The sequence below is a fragment of the Flavobacterium sp. XN-5 genome, assembly GCF_008033395.2.
Lineage (GTDB): Bacteria > Bacteroidota > Bacteroidia > Flavobacteriales > Flavobacteriaceae > Flavobacterium > Flavobacterium hiemivividum.
This window is the reverse complement of the sequence record NZ_VOGZ02000010.1, coordinates 59,000-78,449: the sequence shown is the minus strand read 5'-3', so window position 1 is coordinate 78,449 and position 19,450 is coordinate 59,000. Positions and strand designations below refer to the sequence as shown.

Below are 19,450 nucleotides of genomic sequence, written 5' to 3'. Positions count from 1 at the left end.
TAATAAATGGAGAACTTCTCAAACGAGACTATCGATACTACGCAGCTTCCTAAATTTGAAGAAGTGCAATTTTCTGTTTTACATTCCGATTATTGGAAAGTGAGTCTGTTAAATGTAATTATCTTTTTTCTAATAACGGGAACAGGTCTGGGATTATTACTATTTTTTAATAGAGAATTATTGGTTTTTGCAGTCGAAATTTCGGTGGCTTATTTTGTTTTACTTTCTATTGTTTTGTTGCTTTCGAGAATTAGCTTTAAGAAAAAAGGATTTGCTTTCAGGACTCATGATGTGCTTTTTAGATACGGAATCATAGCGACAAATACGATTGTAATTCCTTATAATAGAGTGCAGCACGTAGCTTTACATGAAGGATTACTATCTCGATATTTTGGATTAGCAAAAGTGGAAGTTTTTACTGCAGGTGGTAGTTCGAGTGATATTGAAATTCCAGGAATTAAAAAAGAGCAGGCTGAAAATATCAAACAGCTGTTGATGGGGAAAATTCAAAAACAACTGTAAATGGAGGATTCTTTGCATCAGCCTCAACGGCAGTCCTCTATTGGTATTTTGATACTTTTTGTTGATACGGTTCAAAAATGGGGTCGCGGTTTGTGGCCTATAGCGGTGATTTGGCTTTTTAAATTCGATGAGCTCAACAAAGTATATTTATTGTTAGGTTCGATTCTAGTGGTGATCATAATTGGAATTGTCGCCTACTTAAAATACCTAAACTTTACTTTTTATTTAGATAAGGAGAATGAGGAATTTATTATTAGCGAAGGAATTTTAAATAAAACAAAGACCATTATTCAGCTGGATAAAATTCAACAAGTAGATATAAATCAGTCTTTGATACAGCGACTGATTGGTGTTTATGAATTGAATGTCGACACAGCAGGAAGTGCTAAAAAAGAAGGGAAGATTAAAGCAATTTCGCATTCCTTGGCCTTAGTTTTGAAGGAAAGGTTATTGGAAAGCGATAAAAAAACTGCCTTTTTATCAGAGGAGCAGGTTGTTATGGAAACGGAAAGTGCTGAGAAAGATTCTTTTATTAAGATTAGCTTTTTGAGCTTGCTGAAAGTGGGAATCACTTCTAATTATGTAAAAACGCTGGGATTAATACTGGCTTTTTTCATGACCGTGTATGAGAACAGTAAAAACTTTCTAGCCGAGTCTGAATTTAAAGAAGAACAGTTTGACGCTTATGTTGCCCAACGTTCCGTTATCAGTTCGATTGTGTTATTTTTCATTGTAATGTTTGCTTTGGTATTGATTATAAATCTACTTCGAGTTGTTTTTAAGTATTTCGACTATAAGGTGGCGAAGCAAAACGGTTCTTTGTTTCTTACTTTTGGTTTATTGAGTACGAAGAATACCATTGTGAAACCAGAAAAAGTACAGATTACCACTATAACGAGTAATTATTTTCAGAAGAAAATGAATATTCTCGAAATTAAAATTAAACAAGCGACCAGTAGTGATAAAGAGAATAGCAAGACTGTAATTGAAATTCCGGGTTGTAATAAAACTGAAAAAGAAGCTATTTTTGACTTATTATTTGGTAAAATACCTCAAAAAGGAGTTGTTTTAAAGCCAAATTACCGCAAGCTAGTCTTTTCAATATTTCTGTCGATGCTGCTGCCAGTGATTGCTTTTTTTGCTTTTGCAAAATTTATTCAGCCCGCATTTTTTGATTATGCATATGGGGTTTTATTGTACTTGTTGTTTGTGGGCGTAATTGTTTATTTTGGATTTCAGAACAATAGGCTGTATATTAACGATGATTTTATAATCAAACAAGTGGGTGCTTGGGATATTGATAATATGATAATTGAACCTAGTAAAATCCAAGCTATTACCACTTCACAGTTGTTTTGGCACAAGAAGGCTGATATTGGTTCGATAATAATACATACAGCAGGAGGAAATCTCGCTTTTCAATTAGGTGATTTTAGCACAGTGAAACACTATGTTAATCTGTGGTTGTATAAGATAGAAACATCTAACAATAACTGGATGTAAGCCATTAAAAAAGGCTTAAAATAAAAATTTAAAAAATATAATTAAATAAAATAAAATGAGACATTGGATTGAAGCAGCGCGAATTAGAACATTACCATTATCTGTTTCTGGAATAATAGTAGGAAGTATGTATGCATTGGCAAACCCAACAGACAATATACTTACTCCAACAGAAGTTTTTAATTGGCGGATTTTTGGTTTTGCTATTTTAACGACGCTTGGATTGCAAATCTTATCTAATTTTGCCAATGATTATGGTGATGGGATAAAAGGAACGGATAATGAGGACAGGGTAGGACCAAAAAGAGCGATTCAAAGTGGGGTGATTACGCCACAAGCAATGAAAGTAGCTATTATAATTACAGCCTTGCTCACATTACTTTCGGCAATATTGTTGATTTATTTTGCTTTCACTGACACCAATATTTACTACTCATTATTCTATTTGGTATTGGGGATCCTCGCGATTTTATCGGCAATTCGATACACCATTGGTTCAAAAGCTTATGGTTATAGAGGGTTTGGCGATGTATTTGTATTTGTGTTTTTTGGACTAGTGAGTACATTAGGGGTAAATTTTTTATATTCAGAACAAATCGATGTCGAACTCTTATTACCAGCAGCGGCTATAGGATTCTTGAGTGTAGGTGTTTTGAATTTGAATAATATGCGTGATGAAGAATCAGACAGAAAAGTAGGTAAGAATACTCTGGTTGTTAAAATGGGTGGAAAAAAAGCGAAGCTGTATCATTACTTTTTAGTCATTTTTTCTATGATTTTAGTATTAGTTTTTGCCTTGATTAATAACTTTAAATTTGATCAATACTTGTTTTTACTGGCTTATCTTCCTTTAACTAATCATTTAATTACTGTTTATAAAAACAAAAATGCCAAGGCATTAGATCCCGAATTGAAAAAATTGGCGCTAAGCACATTTTTGCTTTCGGTATTACTGGCCTTATGTATGATTTATTTCTTTTCAGATATCATTGTGAATACTCTTTTAGGTGGGCGATAATTAAACTATAAATTATGAAAATAACATTTTACGGTCATGCCGCACTTGGTATTAAGGTAGGCGGAAAACACATCTTAGTAGATCCTTTCATTTCTGGAAATCCATTAGCGGAGCATATCGATATCAGTACGTTGAAGGCTGATTATATTTTGCTGACACATGCGCACGGCGATCATATTCTGGATGTAGAAGCAATTGCAAAACGCACAAACGCTGTCATCGTTTCAAATGCGGAAATTGCAGGTTATTATGCGACTAGAGGATTGCAAGCACATCCTATGAATCACGGCGGAAGCTGGAATTTTGATTTCGGGAAAGTAAAATATGTAAACGCTGTTCATTCTAGTTCGTTTCCAGACGGTTCTAATGGAGGTAATCCGGGGGGTTTTGTAATTGAGGGCGAACATAAAAACATCTATATCGCGGGAGATACTGCCCTTACAATGGATATGAAGTTGATCCCCATGCGTACCAAACTTGATTTAGCAATTCTTCCTATAGGCGATAATTTTACTATGGATGTCGAGGATGCAATTTTAGCGTCAGACTTTGTGGAATGCGATAAGGTATTGGGTTATCACTATGATACCTTTGGTTATATCGAAATCGACCACAAAGAAGCCATTCAAAAGTTTTTCAATAAAGGAAAAGATCTGATGTTGCTAAAAATAGGCGAGAGTATCGAATTATAATATGATTTAGGAGCTATTTCCAGCTGTATGTTGCAATCTTATGTGCCCAACCCAGGCACATAAGGATTTCCACTTCCATCTGGGCTAGTTTCGTAAATTAAATACAAGAAGCACCAGTGAATAGAATAGTTTTTCTGCTATTGATTAGCATTTTTTATCAGTCTGGGTTTGCTCAGCAAGACGGTTATTGGGACAAAGACAGAGCGACAACAAAAGAAATTATTGTTTCTGCCCGAGACAGAATTATCATCAAAACCGACGATTTCCCTGTTGGAACCACGGAGTTAATTTATCGAATTACACTGCTGGACGACAATCAGAAAATGGCCGGTAGTTTGGTTTCGGTTTTAAAAGCAATTCCAGATCCTACAGGAATTAGTCAAGGTTCTGCGGGTGCAGTTTTCTTGCTTTCTCGCATTTCAGGAGATGACAAAAGCAAGTACGCTGTTTTCTCGTCAAATGAGCTGGCGTTAGCGTATCAAAAAAACGGTAAAATGGATCAGGCTTGCTTAGCGCAAGAAACGCCGCTGAGCAAGGATGCCAAGCGATTATCAATTGATAAATCATCGTGTTTAAAAAGCGCAACTAGAAATTTATGGTTTGGTTTCGAAAGTTCGAATTGGATTATGAAACAAAAAATCGTTCTAGAAGTGGTGCCTTGGGTAGATACTAAATTAAGTAGAGGCTGGACATTAGAAAATAGAAAATTTGTGATCAATCAATGTAAAACCTCGGCCTTAGCTAGGAAATTGGCTAATTCTGATGATTTTTGTATTTGTATTCAAGAGAAAATTCAAAAGAAATATAAGTTTCAGGAATTTCAGGATCTTCTTGCTATAGAGCAAGCGAAGGCGTATAAAGATAGTGGGGAGAGCTGTGTTAACGAAACAGGCGTTTCTAGCGGTATTTATGCTGATTTGCGTACCCAGGCTGCAGTTTTTACTAAGAAAGGCGAATACGGCCGAGCTATTGAGCAGTATCTCAGAATGATCAACGATAAGAAAGCAACAGCTATTGATTATGCTAATATTGGCTACGCCTATATTATAACCAAGCAATACGGCAAAGCAATTAAATTCTTGCAGGAAGGCGAGAAGCTGGATGATACTGAGTTATTGGTAAAACTAAATTTGGCGCACGCTTATTTGTTGAATGATGAATATCGAAATGCAAAATCCATTTACAAAGAATATCAATCTCAAAACGTGAACGAAAGCCTGAGTTGGACTCAAAAAATAAAACAAGATTTTACGTCTTTTAAAAAGGCAGGAATTAAAAATGATGATTTTGAGAGAGTTTTGAAGTTAGTGGAATAAATTTAAAAGTCCAAAGTCCCAAGCTTAAATCCCGAATCCGAAAATCCTAAATCTCTAATTACTAAATCCTCAATCAACTTGAAAGCAACCTATCATAAATACATGCTCGATTTCAAACGTCCATCTGGAACTTCTCGTGGCGTCATGACTGAAAAAGAAACCTGGTTTTTAGTACTTGAAAAAGGTGGAAAAATAGGAGTAGGTGAGTGCGGTATTTTGAGAGGTTTAAGTGTTGACGACCGACCGGATTATGAAGAAAAGCTACAATGGACTTGTGCAAATATTCATCTGGGAAAAGACCAACTTTGGGAAGTACTAATTGAGTTTCCTTCGATACAGTTTGGCGTCGAAATGGCATTTCAATCTTTGCAAAGCGAGACCCCTTTTTTACTGTTTCCTTCGGCCTTCACTGAGGGCAATAAATCAATCCAAATTAACGGTCTCGTTTGGATGGGTGAAGCGGATTTTATGAAGCAGCAAATTGAAGAAAAATTAGCGCAAGGATTCACTTGTGTGAAACTAAAAATTGGAGCTATAGATTTCGATAAAGAATTGCAATTATTGCGCTATATCAGGCAACATTTTACTCCAGAACAAGTTGAAATCAGGGTAGATGCAAATGGTGCTTTTACTGTAAATGAAGCTTTAGATAAATTGATTCAACTATCTGAATTTAAGCTACATAGTATAGAGCAGCCGATATTGAAAAACAATACTGACAGTATGTCAGAACTGTGTAAAACGACTCCTTTTCCTATTGCCTTGGATGAAGAGTTGATTGGTGTGTTTTCATTCGAAGAAAAAGAGCGATTACTACAAAAAATAAAGCCGCAATACATCATTTTAAAGCCTAGCTTTATAGGCGGTTTTCGAGGGACACAAGAATGGATATCGCTGGCCGAAAAGTACCAAATTGGATGGTGGATTACCTCTGCTTTAGAAAGTAATATTGGCTTGAATGCTATTGCACAATGGACCTTTTTACAAGCTAATTTGATGCCGCAAGGACTTGGAACAGGCGCACTTTATACTAATAATTTTGACTGTCCGTTAGAGGTTTCAGAAGGGCAACTTTGGTATAAAAAAGACCTTGGCTGGAAGTTTAATTTAGCTGAATTTAGGAAAGACTCTTAGCAAGCGATTTAACTCTTGAAGTCATTATTTGTTCGTTAATATGATCAATTAATTGTTTTTTATCAATTGGCTTCGAAACGTAGCCATTGCCTCCAACTTCAATTGCTTTTTCAGCTTCATCCGTAAACACGAATGCGCTTTGTGTGATGATAATTACGTCTTGATTAAACTCTCTTATCTTTTTAATTGCTTCGTATCCGTTCATAACAGGCATTTGAATGTCCATTAGAACAATATCAATATCGGGGTTGTTTTTACATAAATTGACCGCTTCAAATCCGTTTCTGGCTATCAATAAATTTTCACCGAATATCTTTAAAATTTTAGAAATAAACTTTAACGAAATACTGTCATCCTCAGCTACTAGTATTTTCAATTGTTGAGTTACGTAAGGAATCTGCGGCAGCGGAGTTTGGAATTCCTTGTCAATTTCATGGGGTTTAATAATGGGGATTTTAAAATAAAAGGCGGCTCCGCTGTCACTATTATTCTCGGCCCAAATTTTACCTCCCAGAAGATCAACGTAGGATTTCGAAATGTATAAACCCAATCCTGCGCCTTCATAACGTCTGTTTAAAGAATCGTCCTCTTGTATGAAACGTTCGAAAATAACATCTTTTTTACTTGGATTAATTCCGATACCGGAATCTTTAACGTAAAAAGTGATCGTGTTTAAGTTTTTAAAACAGCCTATTTCAATGGATCCAGATGCGGTGAATTTTAAGGCATTGCTTAGTAAATGAGAAAGTACAATTCGGACTTTTTCTTGATCTGTCCTTATTAGATTCTCGTTTTCAGCGATAGAATTGTTTATTTTAAGCTGAATGTTTTTTTGTGTGGCTTCATTCTTAAAAATAATATAGATCGATTCAATTTGATCTTTAATTGAAGTTTCTTTATAAGATAGACTCACTTGTCCAGATTCTATTTTTGAGACGCTAACGATGTCATTTATGATATTAAGCATTCGATCGCCACTCTTTTCAATCACACGAATATACTCTCGTTGTTCATCTCCTGAAAGTTTAGGTTCCTTTAAAAGTGCTGTAAAGCCTAAAATACCGTTCATTGGAGTGCGAATTTCGTGACTCATATTTGCTAGAAAAGCCGATTTTAATCGGTCGCCTTCTTCGGCTTTCTCTTTTGCATGTATTAATTCAGTATTGATTTTTTGAATTTGTATAATGCTCTCGTACAACTCTCTATTTCGTGTCTCGAGTTTTGCATTCAGGTCTTTCGATTTTTGTTCTGCTAACTTGCGTTCTGTTATGTCCTGAAAAAAAACAACAATCCCTTCTTTACTTGGAATTATACGATTTTCAAACCAACGATGCCATGGCACGAAATAGTCTTCGAAAATTATTTCCTTTTTGGTTCTCATAGCCTTGTAATATACTTTGTGGAATGGTTTTCCTACAGCTTCAGGAAATATAACCCAAGCATTTTTACCAATGAGGTCTTCTGGTTGTTTTTCAAACATTTGACAGGCTTTTTGGTTTACAAAAGTATATTTCCAGTCATTGTCAATGGCAACAAATGCATCCGACATGTTTTCTAAAGAAACAGTGAGTTTTTCATTAATGTGATTAATCTGATTTTTATTAGTCTGATATTGATCGGCTATGGTATCAAATCGATCTTTTAATGCCTTGTAATCTTGTTGTAGTTTATAAAAATCGGTGGCTACTTTAGTAGTATTTAAATTCGTATAATCCATCCCTAATAAATTCAAGTTAGGTATACAAGTAAATGTATGCCGTATAATTTTTAAAAATTCATAGGTCTAGTTAATCGTAAATTGGGGTGTAATAAATATAATAATTATTAGATAACAAACTCAAAAAAGTATTTTTTTTGTGATTTTCTTTTCAACAATGCGTGTTTGTAAATAATGGAGTTTGTAATTTATTATTTTTATTTGTAATATGCCAATATTTTGCAATTGCTAAAAGCTAAAAAGCATTCGTGCGAAGATATAGTTCTGGCTTTTATTCTTTATTTTCTAACATTAACATTAAAATCAGGTGCTTCTACCAAATGAAATGTTGCTGAGGCCATTTTTACGGCTCCATTCGTAGTTTCAATTTCGGTTAATATTTTGGTAAACAATTCAGATTTTGTACTTCTTCTTTTTTTATAGCCCACTACGTAACGAAGGGTGTATTCTGCCCAGTTGTCATTTGCAACTAAGGTAATCATTGGCTCAGTTTGTGCGTCTTCTAAACGGTATTTGTTTTGTAGTGTTTTCCATTTTTCCTTTGATCTAACAGTTAAATCTCCAGCCACTTCAATTCCGGCTGTTAGGATTATTTCTTTAGCTTTCGCATAATCACTACCATATTGAATAGGAATTTTAATTTCATCCCATAAGAAAGGAAAATCACCAGAGTAATTAAAGACCGGCTCCTTAAAAACATAACTATTGGCAATCAACACAATTCGACCATTATATAAATCGCCGTCAACCCATTGTCCAGTTTCCATTATGGTGGTTCTAAGTACGCCAATATCCATTACGTCACCTTTGATTCCACCAAGTTGTACGCGATCACCTGTATTGTAAAATCCGCCAAACATGATCGCTAACCATCCCGCAAAAGAAGCAATCACTTCTTGAAGCGCAAAAGCAATACCTGCTCCAGCAACCCCGAGCGCAACGGTAAGGTTCCCTAATTTGTCACTGAATATCACCGTTAAAAGAACTATAGTTAAAAAATAACCTATAAAACTGCTAAATTTCTTTGCCTTGTATCGATTATTATTGTCGGCAATTTTAGAAAGCAGATTTTTTTGAATCGCTTTAATAAGTATCCAAATAACGGCTAGTCCAATGAAGAAGCTTACAATTTTACCCACTGTAGGGTTGTAGAGGTATTCTTGAATTTGCTCTTCCATTTGTTATTTATTAATGTGAACAACGCGCTGTGGGAAAGGAATTGTAATATTGTTAGCATTAAAAGATTCGAACATTTTAATTCTCATTTCGCTCTTTATGTTTTCTACGCGAAACAATTCTTCGGACCAAAAAAATATTGAAAAATTCAATGATGAATCTCCAAAATCAGTAAAACGAATAAAGGGAGAAGGTAGTTCTAAAATACCGTTCTGATTGTTAACGGTTTCTTTTAAGAGTGACATTACTTGCTTGATATCAGAAGCGTAATCAACACCTACAGTCACCTCAAATCGAGAAGCGAGATTGCTATGGCTCCAGTTGATGAGTTGGTTTTTGGTTAAATCAGAGTTAGGTAATATGATATACTTGTCATCTCTGGTTAACACAGTGGTTGTTCGCAAATTAATTTCCTGAACCGTGCACACCATTCCGTTTAATTCGATAACATCATTCACTTTTACAGAAGAGTCTAAAAGCAATAAGATTCCAGATATAAAATCACTAAAAAGATTTTGTAATCCCAATCCAACCCCAACTAAAAGGGCAGCTGATCCTGCTACGAGTACTGATAAATTAAAACCGAATAATTGTAATCCAGAGATAATAGCCACCAAAATAATTGCATACCTAACTAATCTATAAATTGAATATTTTTTGGCGACATCAATTTTTTCGACTCTATAAATCGCTTTTCGGATAATTTTTAATACTAATAAGACTACGATTAAAAAAATTATCAGTTTTATAATACTGATAACTGTAATATTTAGATCACTATATTTAAAGAGTGTATAGTCGATTATTTTTTTCATGTACTTTATTTTTCACTTTTTGATAATCTTAGTTTTTAATTTCCCACAACTTAAGTTTACATAATTAATCGAACCCCCCCTAATTCAGCAACGCGATAAGAAAAGCGATCTCCGGGAGAACCAATGAACATAAAGTTCTTTGGAATTTTCCATTTTTCTGAAAGCTCATCAATAATTTCTGGGCCAAAAACTCCTTCAAGTTCGATGAATTCAATATCAATATCTGGGTAGGCGCGGTCTAAAACTTTAAGATCCATAATTAGTGATTCGTTAGAAGGTACTCCCTTCAGTTTTACGTTTACTATTTTTAATTTTTTAGTAGATTCATTATTTTGAACGTACTGCATCACTTTATTCAAAATAGCAACATCATCTCCTTTGGTAAAAAACACAAACTCCTGTGAGTTTATTTTTAAATTCAATTTCATTAAATAGCGATTACTGAAGATGACCATTTTTCGCATTGGTTTGTAAAAGTATTCTAAAGCGTCTATTGTTAGTTGAATGAGAAACGACCTGTTTAACATGATTCCTACAAACAGTAACGAAGGAACGAGATAATTTATAAAAGTATAGAAGGAGTCCACATTCAACTTAATATTGCCTACAAAAGCTACAGCCACCATAGTGACGGCCGCTACCACCGCTATCCCTCTTGCTTTCTCTGGTCGGGGTAATTTTTTGCGCTTGTACTTCAATAATAAATTTCCAATGCCAAATAATCCCATAACGGCAAGGAAGGAGAAAGTATATACGCCAGCTAATGTTACAATATTACCTCCAGTAACAAATAAAACAGAAAGACATAATATTAAAAAACTAATAATTATTCGATAATGTGCACCTCGTTTGTTTTGTTTTAAAAAGTAATTTGGTAAAATCCTGTCTAATGTCATACGGTTCAATAAACCGGACACCCCTACAAAAGAGGTTAAAACAGCTCCACATAAAACTAAAACTGCGTCAATGGAAATTATATAAGCAAGCCAAGTACCGCCTGTTGTTTTACCAAGGAAGGCTAGTAAGGATTGTTGATGTTCGCCCACTTCGGCTAGAGGGATAATACATATTAATAGGAAAGCGATCATTGGATTAAAAAAACTGACGATGGCCCACATGTTGCGAAGTGTTTTTGGAAATACCCCATTTTCTTGCTCCTCAACAAAATTTGCAGAACTTTCGAAACCAGAAATCCCTAACATCGCAGCCGAAAAACCTAAAAACAGTGCATTAACAATACCTCCTGACGAAACTGGCAGGTTCCAGTTGATATGAAAAGTCTGTAAGCCATGATTGATTAGAAACCATCCTGAAGCAATAACTAATAAACAAAGTGTAGCTATGTGGATAATAAATATAATTACCGCAACAAATGCTGATTCTCCAATTCCTAGAATTACTAAACCGGTAAAGGTTAATAATACGATAACCGTTGTGACTGTTATATTTATACCTGGAATAATACTATGGAGATAATGCATTCCTTCGGATGCTGAGATTACTGCAGTTGCCATATATGATAACACCGTTAATGTTGCCGCAAGGGAAGCCATCTTCTTGGTAGAAGTATTTAATAACACATTATACGCACCACCATTAAGCGGAATTGCTCCTACAACTTCGCCATATATCTTTCGAAATAAAAATAAAACAACAGCTACAAATAGTAAAGAAATCCATGCATATTGTCCAGCATACATAATGGTAAGAGCCGAAACGTACAAGCAAGAAGAACTAATATCATTTCCACAAATCGCTGTTGCTTGTAACTCATTTAACTTCTTATGCAGTACTTTTTTCATCGATAGAGTGTTTGGGAAAATTTCTATTTATACTGCAATATAAGCATTTGTGCTAAAATGCCAATTAAGTAAATGAATTCCTTTCTTTCGTATGAGAGTCAAAATCTACATAAAGTGATAATTAATTTAAAAAAGGAGATTTAAGTGTGAGGCATTACAATTGCGAATTATTGACTCAAAAGCGAAGCGCTGTTACGAAAATTAACGACAATACGGTTGTTTTATTTCGAAATTTCGAACCAAAAAAATATAGACATTAACTTTAATAATACAGTGTATTTGCGTAAATTAGCAATGGCTATTGCCAAATTATTAACGAAATCGTAACATTATGAAAAATTCAGGTCTTATTTGTGTGCTATTTGCTTGTATTGGATTCGGAAGTTGTAAAAATGATCAGAGTGAAAAACCCACTAAAACTAAGAAAGTCGAAGCTGCGAAATCGATAAGCGTAGTGTGTTATCAATCTATCTATGAGGCAGATACACTTGATTTGAAAATTAACACTTTTGAAGATGGAAAAGTAACGGGTGATTTGGAGATGGCAATTGCTGATATGCCAAAAAAAGTAGGAGAACTAGCTGGAGAAATTCATGGCGATACCATATTTGTTAGCTATACATTTGTGCAAGGCGGTTATACCAAAAAGACATATAAAAACCCATTGGCTTTGCTGAAACGTGGGGACCAGCTTATTTTAGGTAACGGTAAATTGCAAACTACCTTAGGAGCTACTCACTTTGTAAAAGGTGAGCCAATAGAATTTGATCGTGTGAAATATAAATTTAACGCTGTGGACTGCGTTGAAAAATAAGAATTAAATAGGGGAGAGCAATCTCCCTTTTTTTTATGGGAATTACAGAAAATGTTTAATTAAGCCATTCCTTTTTTTCTATAATTCTAAAACAACGCTCGGTACCAAGATAGAGCGGGTTTAAGTGCTTTTCAGACCAAAAGCCATCTAGCAAGTCCTTAGATAGACATCGATAAACTGCAACTCCTTTATAGATTTTGAGATCTTCTCCTTGGTAATTAAAATTGATGACAAGAATATCGTCTTTAAAAAAACCGGTTCCTATTTGTTCTTGCTCCTTATTGATAAGCCATTTGGTGCATTAGCTTCCGGAGCCATTTCTGGGAAAGGAATGTAATTGAAGAAGTGATCCAGTCCAAAAAAGAGTAGAAAGACACTGAAAAAGATACGAAGCACTAAAATTAATTTTGAATTCGTGTATTTGCTTTTTTTGTTAACTTATAGAATTAATTTTGTGTTTTTATTTTACGACAAACTTTTATAAAGCAGAAAATTATTTAAGTTTGATTCGATTTAAATAAAGCTGACAATTTTTGGCTCTAAAAAATATACTACTCTTGGAGAGCCTTGAGGCCTGCTCTAGCGATTCTAACGTCTTCGCTGCCATGGGCACCACCAACGCCGATGCCTCCAACAATTTTACCATTAATGAAAATGGGTATGCCGCCGTCAAGAGCTAAAATATTTTCATCCAAAAAACGAATATCCTCAGGGATAGAACCATCTTTAATACCTTTAGCAATCTCAGCTGTTTCTCGTTTTTGAGAACACGCAGTAAATGCTTTTTTATAACTAGCTCTTATGGTATGTACGCCAGCATTGTGATGTCTGAGAACTGCAAGCGTTTGCCCTGATTTATCAACCACACTAATCGTCACATAGAGCTGGTCTTTTTCGGCTTCTGAAAAGGCAGCTTGAATCATTTTTGCCGCCATATTTCCCGTGAGAATAGGTTCATTTGGGATATTTTTTTGAGCGTATGTCATAGCTGATAGACTTGTAAGTATAATAAAGATTATTTTCTTCATCAAATGTGTTTTTTACTGCATTAGACTAGTATTCAAAATATAAACGTTCAAAATGTCATTTACACCTTGAACGTTTACAAAAAAAATATAATTTATAGTAACTGTTTACTATTATTTTTGAGCATATATTAGTTACCTCTATAAGTAGAATATCCAAAAGGAGATAAAGTTATTGGAACATGATAATGTTTGTCGTCTTTAATCTCAAAAACCACTTCGATAAAAGGATAGAAAGAGCTTTGATTTAATTTTGTAAAATAAGGCTCTACATAATACGTTAGTTTGTAGATTCCTTTATTATTTTCACCTTTTTCTTCTTTTAAAAAGTCTTTTATACGTCCGTTGTTATCTGTATATTTCTCATCAATGGTCGTCCATTTTCCATTATCTTTTTGTTTGGACAAACTTATTTTAACATTTGGAGCCGGTTCTCCCTGCGTAACATCTAGGATATGACTAGATAATTGGTATTTTGCTTCTTGTGCAAAACTTACACTTGCAAAAGCAAGCATTAGCACGATTAAAAAATTCTTTGTTTTCATTGTAAATTATTTATTGATTTTAAATTCTAAATTTTCTACAGCTTGTACTGCAATGTTGTGATCATTTTCTCCGCTACCACCACCAGAAACGCCTAAACTTCCTATAAGTTCACCGTTTTTCCAGATGGGAACTCCGCCGCCTAATAATAAAAGCTCAGGAAGTGTATTTAAGTTTTTAGCACTTTCGCTGCTTGCTGCGTTTTGCATCAGTTGTAAACTGGGAGTTTTAGTAGATAAGGAGGTAAAAGCTTTTCGTCTTGAAGCCTCTGTATTATGTGGCCCTACATTATCGGCTTTTAGTAACAATAATGTCACGCCCGAGGAATTAAGTATTGCGATCGATACATTTTTATCTATTTTTTGAGCTTGTAGGTTCGCTTGTTCTGCTAATTTTAGCGCGCCCGCCTGATTTAGACTGCTTGATTTTTCTATATATTGAGCTGACATGCTGTAGCTCATAAATACTAGTAGTGCAGTCATTACACCGTTTCTTGTTTTCATATTTTTTTAAATTTCACCCTTATTTTACAAAACGACTGCAGCCGATTTGAATTAAATTTTTAACACGTAGACCTTATTTTTTATCTCTTAATACTCTCTTTCTCACTTTACTTAAAAACTCATGTGATATTCCCAAATAAGCAGCAATTTGATGTTGCGGAATTCTTTGCCCTAGCGTGGGATATCGTTCATTGAAATCTAAATATCGTCTATCGGCAGTTTTATGAAGCATACTTATCATTCGCAATTGCGTCGCTGCCAATGTTTTTTGATTCATGATTCTGAATAGTTTTTCGACTTTAGGAATAGTACGATAAAGTTCTTCTTTTTTGGCTCTATCGATTGTTAGAATGACCGAGTCTTCTAAGGCTTGAATGTTTAGTTTAGAAGGACTTCCTGAAACAAAACTCCCAATATCGAGCACCCACCAATCTTCAATAGCAAAATAAAGTATGTATTCACGAAGATTTTCGTCTTGGTAGAAAATCTTAAAACAGCCTTCAAGAACATAGGATTCATATTCACAAACGTCTCCTTCTTTTAAGATAACCGTGTTTTTATCCACTTTTTCAAGAGTATAATACGAACTGAATTGCGTCCATTCATCGTTTGATAAATCAACATAATTCAAAATGTTATTTTGAAAAGACGGATGCTCGCTCATAAATCTATTATTTTACATAATTTTCGCTTGTTTCTATTTTTGCATAAAGACCACCTAAGGCATTTAGCCCTGCCAAAAAGGATTCCGTTACTTGTTTTGCCGGAATTACTTTGCCGTCGAAATCTCGATTTCTAGTCGTAACAGCATCAGTAATTATAGTGTTTTCAAAACCATAATCCATAGCAGCCCGAGTTGTAGAAGCGATACAAACATCGGTCATCATTCCGCAAAGTACTAATTTAGTAATATTATTTGCCTTTAAATAATTTAATAAATCCGTATCTCTAAAACTATTTGGATAGTTTTTAGTTATTACCTTTTCTCCTTCTAGAGGTGTCACGCTTTTATGTATTTCGGCACCTTTTGTATTTGGCAAAAAGAAGGTTGCACCTTCCTGTAATGCGATATGCTGGACGTGTATCACTGGCATATCAAATTCTCTAAAGTAAGATAAAATCGTGGCAGCATTGTTTGCCGTTTCCTCTGGCGAAACTAATTCCATGGTTCCTTCAGGAAAATAATCATTTTGTATATCTATAATTAGTAATGCTGCTTTTCCTATCTCAGAAATTTTTAATGTATTTGTCGTCTCTTGTCCCATTCGATTTTTGTTTTTACTGTTAGTATTCGTTTGATTAAGATGTGTTTACGGCTGGGAAATAAAAATAGTACTAGACTTTTTTCTGCCGCCTTAATATTTTGTTTAACATTTGTTAGCAAAGATAAAACAAAGGTAATTTATAATTTGTTGAACTAGTTCAAGAAAAGGAAAATTTTATAACAAAAATATGAAATGGCAGTTCAATAAAGTTGCAGTTTCTGTTTGTATAGTTGAGGTATGCCAAAAACAAACAAACCCGAAAGGAAAATTCCGTTCGGGTTTGAGTTAATGAAAAAAATAATCAGAAAGATGTTTTTTATATAAGCTTTATAGAAGCACAGCTTCCTGACTAGTTTCCATTTCTTTGGTACAAGTCTCCCATAATTGATAGCCACCGGACAGATTTAAAACTGATTTATAATTATTTTGTCTTAGTATTCGTTGGGCTAAATAACCTCTTAACCCAGCCTGGCAATAGGTATAAATATTTTTATTTAAATCTAATTCGGTCATTCTATCTCTTAAATGATCTATTGGAATATTGATAGCATTTGGAATCGAACCCGCATTAAATTCCGTTTCAGATCGCACATCAAGTAGAATGTCATTATCTGAAATCTGAGAAAACTGGTCCCAATAGAATATGCGCAATCTATCCTGCAAGATATTTTCGGCTACAAAGCCAGACATATTCACTGGGTCTTTAGCGGAAGAATAGGGCGGGGCATAGGCATGTTCAAACTCGGATAGGTCATAGACTGTCCCTTTATTCTGTATGATTGACGATAAAATATCGATTCTTTTATCAACACCTTTATAACCAGCGACCTGAGCACCTAGCAGCTGTCCGTTCTCTGGAGAGAATGCAATTTGAATATTCATTTGCTTGGAACCAGGATAGTAACCAGCGTGCGAACCACCAGGAATGGTGGAAACGATATGCTTAATGTTTGCTTTAGTTGTTAGATGTTTTGAGGCGATTCCTGCTGTAGCAATGGTCATGTCAAACACTTTCACGATGGCTGTGTTTATCGCTCCATGATATTTTTGTAAATTTCCCAGTACAATATTAGTAGCGCAAATTCGTCCTTGCTTGTTTGCCGGACCCGCTAAATAAGTATTCATCGATTGATTTGTGATCGGGTTTGCAAATTCGATGGCGTCACCAACTGCATAAATATCAGGGTCTGAGGTTTGTAAATATTCATTGACCCAAATTCCTTTAGCATCCCCAATTTTGAGGCCTGAATTAGTCAACAATCTAGTGTCTGGTTTGACACCAATAGACAAAATGACAATATCGGCATCGAGAGTATCGCCACTTTTTAATAGTACTTTTATCGAATTGTTGCTTTTTTCGAAAGCCGTAACAGCAGAATTGAGCAACAATTGAACTCCCTTATAACGGATGTGTTGCTGAGCAATAGCCGCTATTGGATAATCTAAGGGAGCTAAAATTTGATTCCCCATTTCGATTATGCTTACTTCCATGCCAAGATCAAAAAGATTTTCAGCCATTTCGAGTCCTATAAAACCGGCACCAATAATTACTGCTTTCTTGGCTTCCTTTTGCTGTATAAAATCTTTTATATGATCAGTGTCGTTTACATTGCGTAAAGTAAAAATACCAGTATTGTTTATCCCAGCTAAAGGCGGTCGCAAAGGCTCAGCACCAGGAGACAAAACTAATTTGTCGTAGTTTTCTAAATATTCATTGCCTGTAATATGATTCAAGACAGTTATCGTTTTTAATTTTGGATCAATTTTCATAACTTCTGTCATCGTTCTGACATCGATATTGAATCGTTCCTTAAACGATGCCGCGGTTTGAATTAACAATTTATTCCTCTCCTTGATTACGTTACCTAAATAATATGGTAAACCGCAATTAGCATAGGAAACATGTTCTCCTTTTTCGAACATTATAATTTCGGCATGTTCGTCTAATCGTCTAAGTCTTGCGGCAGTACTTGCGCCTCCGGCTACTGCTCCTATAATAATGTATTTCATTGTTATCGAATTAAGTAAACAAATTTAGCGGAGTTACTTTGAGTAAAGTATGAGAAATGTCACATAAGGAAATTATTTTTTGTGTAAAAGTATTTTTTGTAATTTTCCAATTGAAGAAAAATTGATTCAGCTGATTTAATTGGTACAACGCATGACAGGGCGTTTTTATGAATTGGAGAATAATCTTAATTTTCAATTATTCCTTGAATAAATTCAGCTAACTTTAGTGTTAACAGGAGTAACTATCGAAAAATAGAAACTCAGATTCCTAGAATAATGGGTTCATGTACTCTTGGTTTTATTTATTAAGCGGTCTAAAAAACTCTACCTTGCCACATTTGGGGCAACTATACAAATCAAAGGATTCACGGTTTAAGAAGATTTCAAAAATATTTCCGAAAACCCCAGGATTTACGCCTTCATGGAACTTAAATTTTCCCGAATATAACATAGAAACACAACATCTCAAACAATTAAGATTTCGTGAGCTCGCATCCTCATCTGGAAATTCAATTATTTTTTGCTCGGTCAGACTGTAATTGCATTTCCAGCAAACCTCAAATCCTTCTTCAATTTTCTCATTACAGTTTGGACAGTGTGTCATGCGGATATAAGGTTTAGATCATTTGTTAAGACAGCTTTCTCTTGAGATTGGCTATCTAAATTAGTAAAAATAGTTGTATTCACGTTCCCGAAATTTTACTTTTTACTAAAAATTACAATTTTGAGATCTGTTATCGTGCTAATTAGAAATTCCAATTCTTATTGGTAAAGTCTCGTGCACGAGCTGAGTTTTTTATTTTTGGATATAAATGAGCTATTTTAACTCTATTTTATCTATCATGAGCTTGAAGTTTTCCCTTTTTTTATTGCCAATTAAAAATGCGATTTCTTCAATATAATCTTTTGCAAAATTAGCTTGGTCAAGCTTTCGTCCTCTGAAAGATGGATACATGCCTTTTAGGGGAATTTCGATTTCTTGCCAGTCCCCTGAGGTAGAAAAGGGTGCTATGTAGGAGTAATAATCTCCCGAATTAGATTTTATCCTAAACTGATAATTTTTACCATCTGCTTTAATTTTCAAAATAATGCGGGTATAATCCTTTACTTTCGTCTTAGGGAATCTATAACGCACTGAAGAGAATCCGCCATTATTGTCTAATGAAATACTACCTTCGAAAACACCAAAACCATCTGAATTTAATTTAAAAGTGCTGGACGATTCGCCGCCCATAACAATATCATCTACAATTGTCCAGTCGTTAATATCTGAATTTTTGTTGAAGTCAAAAATTACTTTTGGGCTGATGGAAGAAAATAAAAGTATCATACAAATTAAGTGTTTCATAATAACTCGGCTTTTCATTATTAGCCAAACTTGAAAGCAAAACGTCACTTCCGGACGTCGTAGTTAGATTTCTCCAACTAAGATAGGTGTTTTTGCGAAGAAAACGAAGGAAGTAATTTAAATATTGCTAACTGTATTCGTATTTAGTTGCTGATGGAAATTAAATTTTAATCAGTGAAATTCGGTCAAAATCCGTTTCATCCTTGTGCCAATTTTTAAAGTGATATAAATACAGAAATCGTAATAA

The 19,450-nt window shown here is 34.6% G+C and carries 18 protein-coding genes and 1 pseudogene; 7 read left to right on the top strand and 12 right to left on the bottom strand.

All coding sequences use genetic code 11. The features are described 5' to 3' along the window. Positions 1 to 6: 6 nt before the first annotated feature. The 6 genes from FQU23_RS14645 (at position 7) to FQU23_RS14620 (ending at position 6,185) form a co-directional block, all read left to right on the top strand. Positions 7 to 522, top strand: a complete 516-nt coding sequence (locus FQU23_RS14645) for a PH domain-containing protein (protein WP_147674484.1) — start codon at positions 7 to 9, stop codon at positions 520 to 522. Continuing rightward, positions 523 to 2,025 (top strand): PH domain-containing protein, encoded by a 1,503-nt coding sequence (locus FQU23_RS14640; protein ID WP_147674483.1) that lies wholly within the window; start codon positions 523 to 525, stop codon positions 2,023 to 2,025. Positions 2,026 to 2,080: 55 nt separating this feature from the next. Then, on the top strand, positions 2,081 to 3,043 hold the full coding sequence (menA, locus tag FQU23_RS14635; protein WP_147674482.1) for a 1,4-dihydroxy-2-naphthoate octaprenyltransferase: 963 nt from the start codon (positions 2,081 to 2,083) through the stop codon (positions 3,041 to 3,043). Positions 3,044 to 3,057: 14 nt separating this feature from the next. Next, positions 3,058 to 3,735 (top strand): metal-dependent hydrolase, encoded by a 678-nt coding sequence (locus FQU23_RS14630; protein WP_147674481.1) that lies wholly within the window; start codon positions 3,058 to 3,060, stop codon positions 3,733 to 3,735. Between the two features lie 116 nt (positions 3,736 to 3,851). Next, complete coding sequence (locus FQU23_RS14625; protein WP_317165208.1) at positions 3,852 to 5,051, top strand: hypothetical protein; 1,200 nt, start codon at positions 3,852 to 3,854, stop codon at positions 5,049 to 5,051. 78 nt (positions 5,052 to 5,129) lie between these two features. Then, positions 5,130 to 6,185: an o-succinylbenzoate synthase gene (locus FQU23_RS14620; protein WP_147674480.1), complete on the top strand. Its 1,056-nt coding sequence runs from the start codon at positions 5,130 to 5,132 to the stop codon at positions 6,183 to 6,185. Here the strand turns inward: FQU23_RS14620 and FQU23_RS14615 are convergent. From FQU23_RS14615 to FQU23_RS14600, 4 genes are all read right to left on the bottom strand, one after another. Next, entirely contained in the window at positions 6,169 to 7,902 is a 1,734-nt protein-coding gene (locus FQU23_RS14615) for a PAS domain-containing hybrid sensor histidine kinase/response regulator (protein WP_147674479.1), read from the bottom strand. The two genes, FQU23_RS14620 and FQU23_RS14615, sit on opposite strands and share 17 nt — an antisense overlap. Positions 7,903 to 8,180: 278 nt before the next feature. Continuing rightward, positions 8,181 to 9,080, bottom strand: coding sequence for a mechanosensitive ion channel family protein (locus FQU23_RS14610; protein WP_147674478.1), 900 nt, complete (start codon positions 9,078 to 9,080; stop codon positions 8,181 to 8,183). A gap of 3 nt (positions 9,081 to 9,083) precedes the next feature. Next, on the bottom strand, positions 9,084 to 9,893 hold the full coding sequence (locus FQU23_RS14605) for a mechanosensitive ion channel family protein (RefSeq protein ID WP_147674477.1): 810 nt from the start codon (positions 9,891 to 9,893) through the stop codon (positions 9,084 to 9,086). A gap of 56 nt (positions 9,894 to 9,949) precedes the next feature. Beyond that, positions 9,950 to 11,695, bottom strand: coding sequence for an APC family permease (locus tag FQU23_RS14600; protein WP_147674476.1), 1,746 nt, complete (start codon positions 11,693 to 11,695; stop codon positions 9,950 to 9,952). A 331-nt stretch (positions 11,696 to 12,026) separates the two neighbouring features. On the opposite strand from FQU23_RS14600, the gene FQU23_RS14595 reads away from it, so the two are divergent. After that, positions 12,027 to 12,509, top strand: a complete 483-nt coding sequence (locus FQU23_RS14595) for a hypothetical protein (RefSeq protein WP_147674475.1) — start codon at positions 12,027 to 12,029, stop codon at positions 12,507 to 12,509. Between the two features lie 55 nt (positions 12,510 to 12,564). Here the strand turns inward: FQU23_RS14595 and FQU23_RS16265 are convergent. From FQU23_RS16265 to FQU23_RS14560, 8 genes and pseudogenes are all read right to left on the bottom strand, one after another. Further along, positions 12,565 to 12,804, bottom strand: a pseudogene (locus tag FQU23_RS16265) (hypothetical protein); the annotation flags it as partial. 256 nt (positions 12,805 to 13,060) lie between these two features. Beyond that, on the bottom strand, positions 13,061 to 13,537 hold the full coding sequence (locus tag FQU23_RS14590) for a heme-binding protein (protein ID WP_165425776.1): 477 nt from the start codon (positions 13,535 to 13,537) through the stop codon (positions 13,061 to 13,063). Between the two features lie 128 nt (positions 13,538 to 13,665). Next, positions 13,666 to 14,079 carry a hydroxyisourate hydrolase gene (gene uraH, locus FQU23_RS14585; RefSeq protein ID WP_147674474.1) on the bottom strand — a complete coding sequence of 138 codons (414 nt, stop codon included), beginning with the start codon at positions 14,077 to 14,079 and terminating at the stop codon, positions 13,666 to 13,668. A 6-nt stretch (positions 14,080 to 14,085) separates the two neighbouring features. Then, positions 14,086 to 14,538, bottom strand: a complete 453-nt coding sequence (locus tag FQU23_RS14580) for a GlcG/HbpS family heme-binding protein (RefSeq protein ID WP_410503924.1) — start codon at positions 14,536 to 14,538, stop codon at positions 14,086 to 14,088. A 115-nt stretch (positions 14,539 to 14,653) separates the two neighbouring features. Then, positions 14,654 to 15,244, bottom strand: a complete 591-nt coding sequence (locus tag FQU23_RS14575; protein WP_147674472.1) for a Crp/Fnr family transcriptional regulator — start codon at positions 15,242 to 15,244, stop codon at positions 14,654 to 14,656. A gap of 7 nt (positions 15,245 to 15,251) precedes the next feature. Continuing rightward, positions 15,252 to 15,845, bottom strand: coding sequence for a cysteine hydrolase family protein (locus tag FQU23_RS14570; protein ID WP_147674471.1), 594 nt, complete (start codon positions 15,843 to 15,845; stop codon positions 15,252 to 15,254). Positions 15,846 to 16,172: 327 nt separating this feature from the next. Then, positions 16,173 to 17,855, bottom strand: a complete 1,683-nt coding sequence (locus tag FQU23_RS14565) for a CoA-disulfide reductase (RefSeq protein WP_147674470.1) — start codon at positions 17,853 to 17,855, stop codon at positions 16,173 to 16,175. Between the two features lie 817 nt (positions 17,856 to 18,672). After that, positions 18,673 to 19,203: a CIA30 family protein gene (locus FQU23_RS14560; RefSeq protein WP_147674468.1), complete on the bottom strand. Its 531-nt coding sequence runs from the start codon at positions 19,201 to 19,203 to the stop codon at positions 18,673 to 18,675. Positions 19,204 to 19,450: the final 247 nt, after the last annotated feature.

Excerpts from the sequence above, each read along its gene's own strand:
- FQU23_RS14645 (WP_147674484.1), top strand. The coding sequence starts at position 7 with ATGGAGAACTTCTCAAACGAGACTATCGATACTACGCAGCTTCCTAAA.
- FQU23_RS14640 (WP_147674483.1), top strand. The coding sequence starts at position 523 with ATGGAGGATTCTTTGCATCAGCCTCAACGGCAGTCCTCTATTGGTATT.
- menA (WP_147674482.1), top strand. The coding sequence starts at position 2,081 with ATGAGACATTGGATTGAAGCAGCGCGAATTAGAACATTACCATTATCT.
- FQU23_RS14630 (WP_147674481.1), top strand. The coding sequence starts at position 3,058 with ATGAAAATAACATTTTACGGTCATGCCGCACTTGGTATTAAGGTAGGC.
- FQU23_RS14615 (WP_147674479.1), bottom strand. The coding sequence starts at position 7,902 with ATGGATTATACGAATTTAAATACTACTAAAGTAGCCACCGATTTTTAT.
- FQU23_RS14610 (WP_147674478.1), bottom strand. The coding sequence starts at position 9,080 with ATGGAAGAGCAAATTCAAGAATACCTCTACAACCCTACAGTGGGTAAA.
- FQU23_RS14605 (WP_147674477.1), bottom strand. The coding sequence starts at position 9,893 with ATGAAAAAAATAATCGACTATACACTCTTTAAATATAGTGATCTAAAT.
- FQU23_RS14600 (WP_147674476.1), bottom strand. The coding sequence starts at position 11,695 with ATGAAAAAAGTACTGCATAAGAAGTTAAATGAGTTACAAGCAACAGCG.
- FQU23_RS14595 (WP_147674475.1), top strand. The coding sequence starts at position 12,027 with ATGAAAAATTCAGGTCTTATTTGTGTGCTATTTGCTTGTATTGGATTC.
- FQU23_RS14590 (WP_165425776.1), bottom strand. The coding sequence starts at position 13,537 with ATGAAGAAAATAATCTTTATTATACTTACAAGTCTATCAGCTATGACA.
- uraH (WP_147674474.1), bottom strand. The coding sequence starts at position 14,079 with ATGAAAACAAAGAATTTTTTAATCGTGCTAATGCTTGCTTTTGCAAGT.
- FQU23_RS14580 (WP_410503924.1), bottom strand. The coding sequence starts at position 14,538 with ATGAGCTACAGCATGTCAGCTCAATATATAGAAAAATCAAGCAGTCTA.
- FQU23_RS14575 (WP_147674472.1), bottom strand. The coding sequence starts at position 15,244 with ATGAGCGAGCATCCGTCTTTTCAAAATAACATTTTGAATTATGTTGAT.
- FQU23_RS14570 (WP_147674471.1), bottom strand. The coding sequence starts at position 15,845 with ATGGGACAAGAGACGACAAATACATTAAAAATTTCTGAGATAGGAAAA.
- FQU23_RS14565 (WP_147674470.1), bottom strand. The coding sequence starts at position 17,855 with ATGAAATACATTATTATAGGAGCAGTAGCCGGAGGCGCAAGTACTGCC.
- FQU23_RS14560 (WP_147674468.1), bottom strand. The coding sequence starts at position 19,203 with ATGAAACACTTAATTTGTATGATACTTTTATTTTCTTCCATCAGCCCA.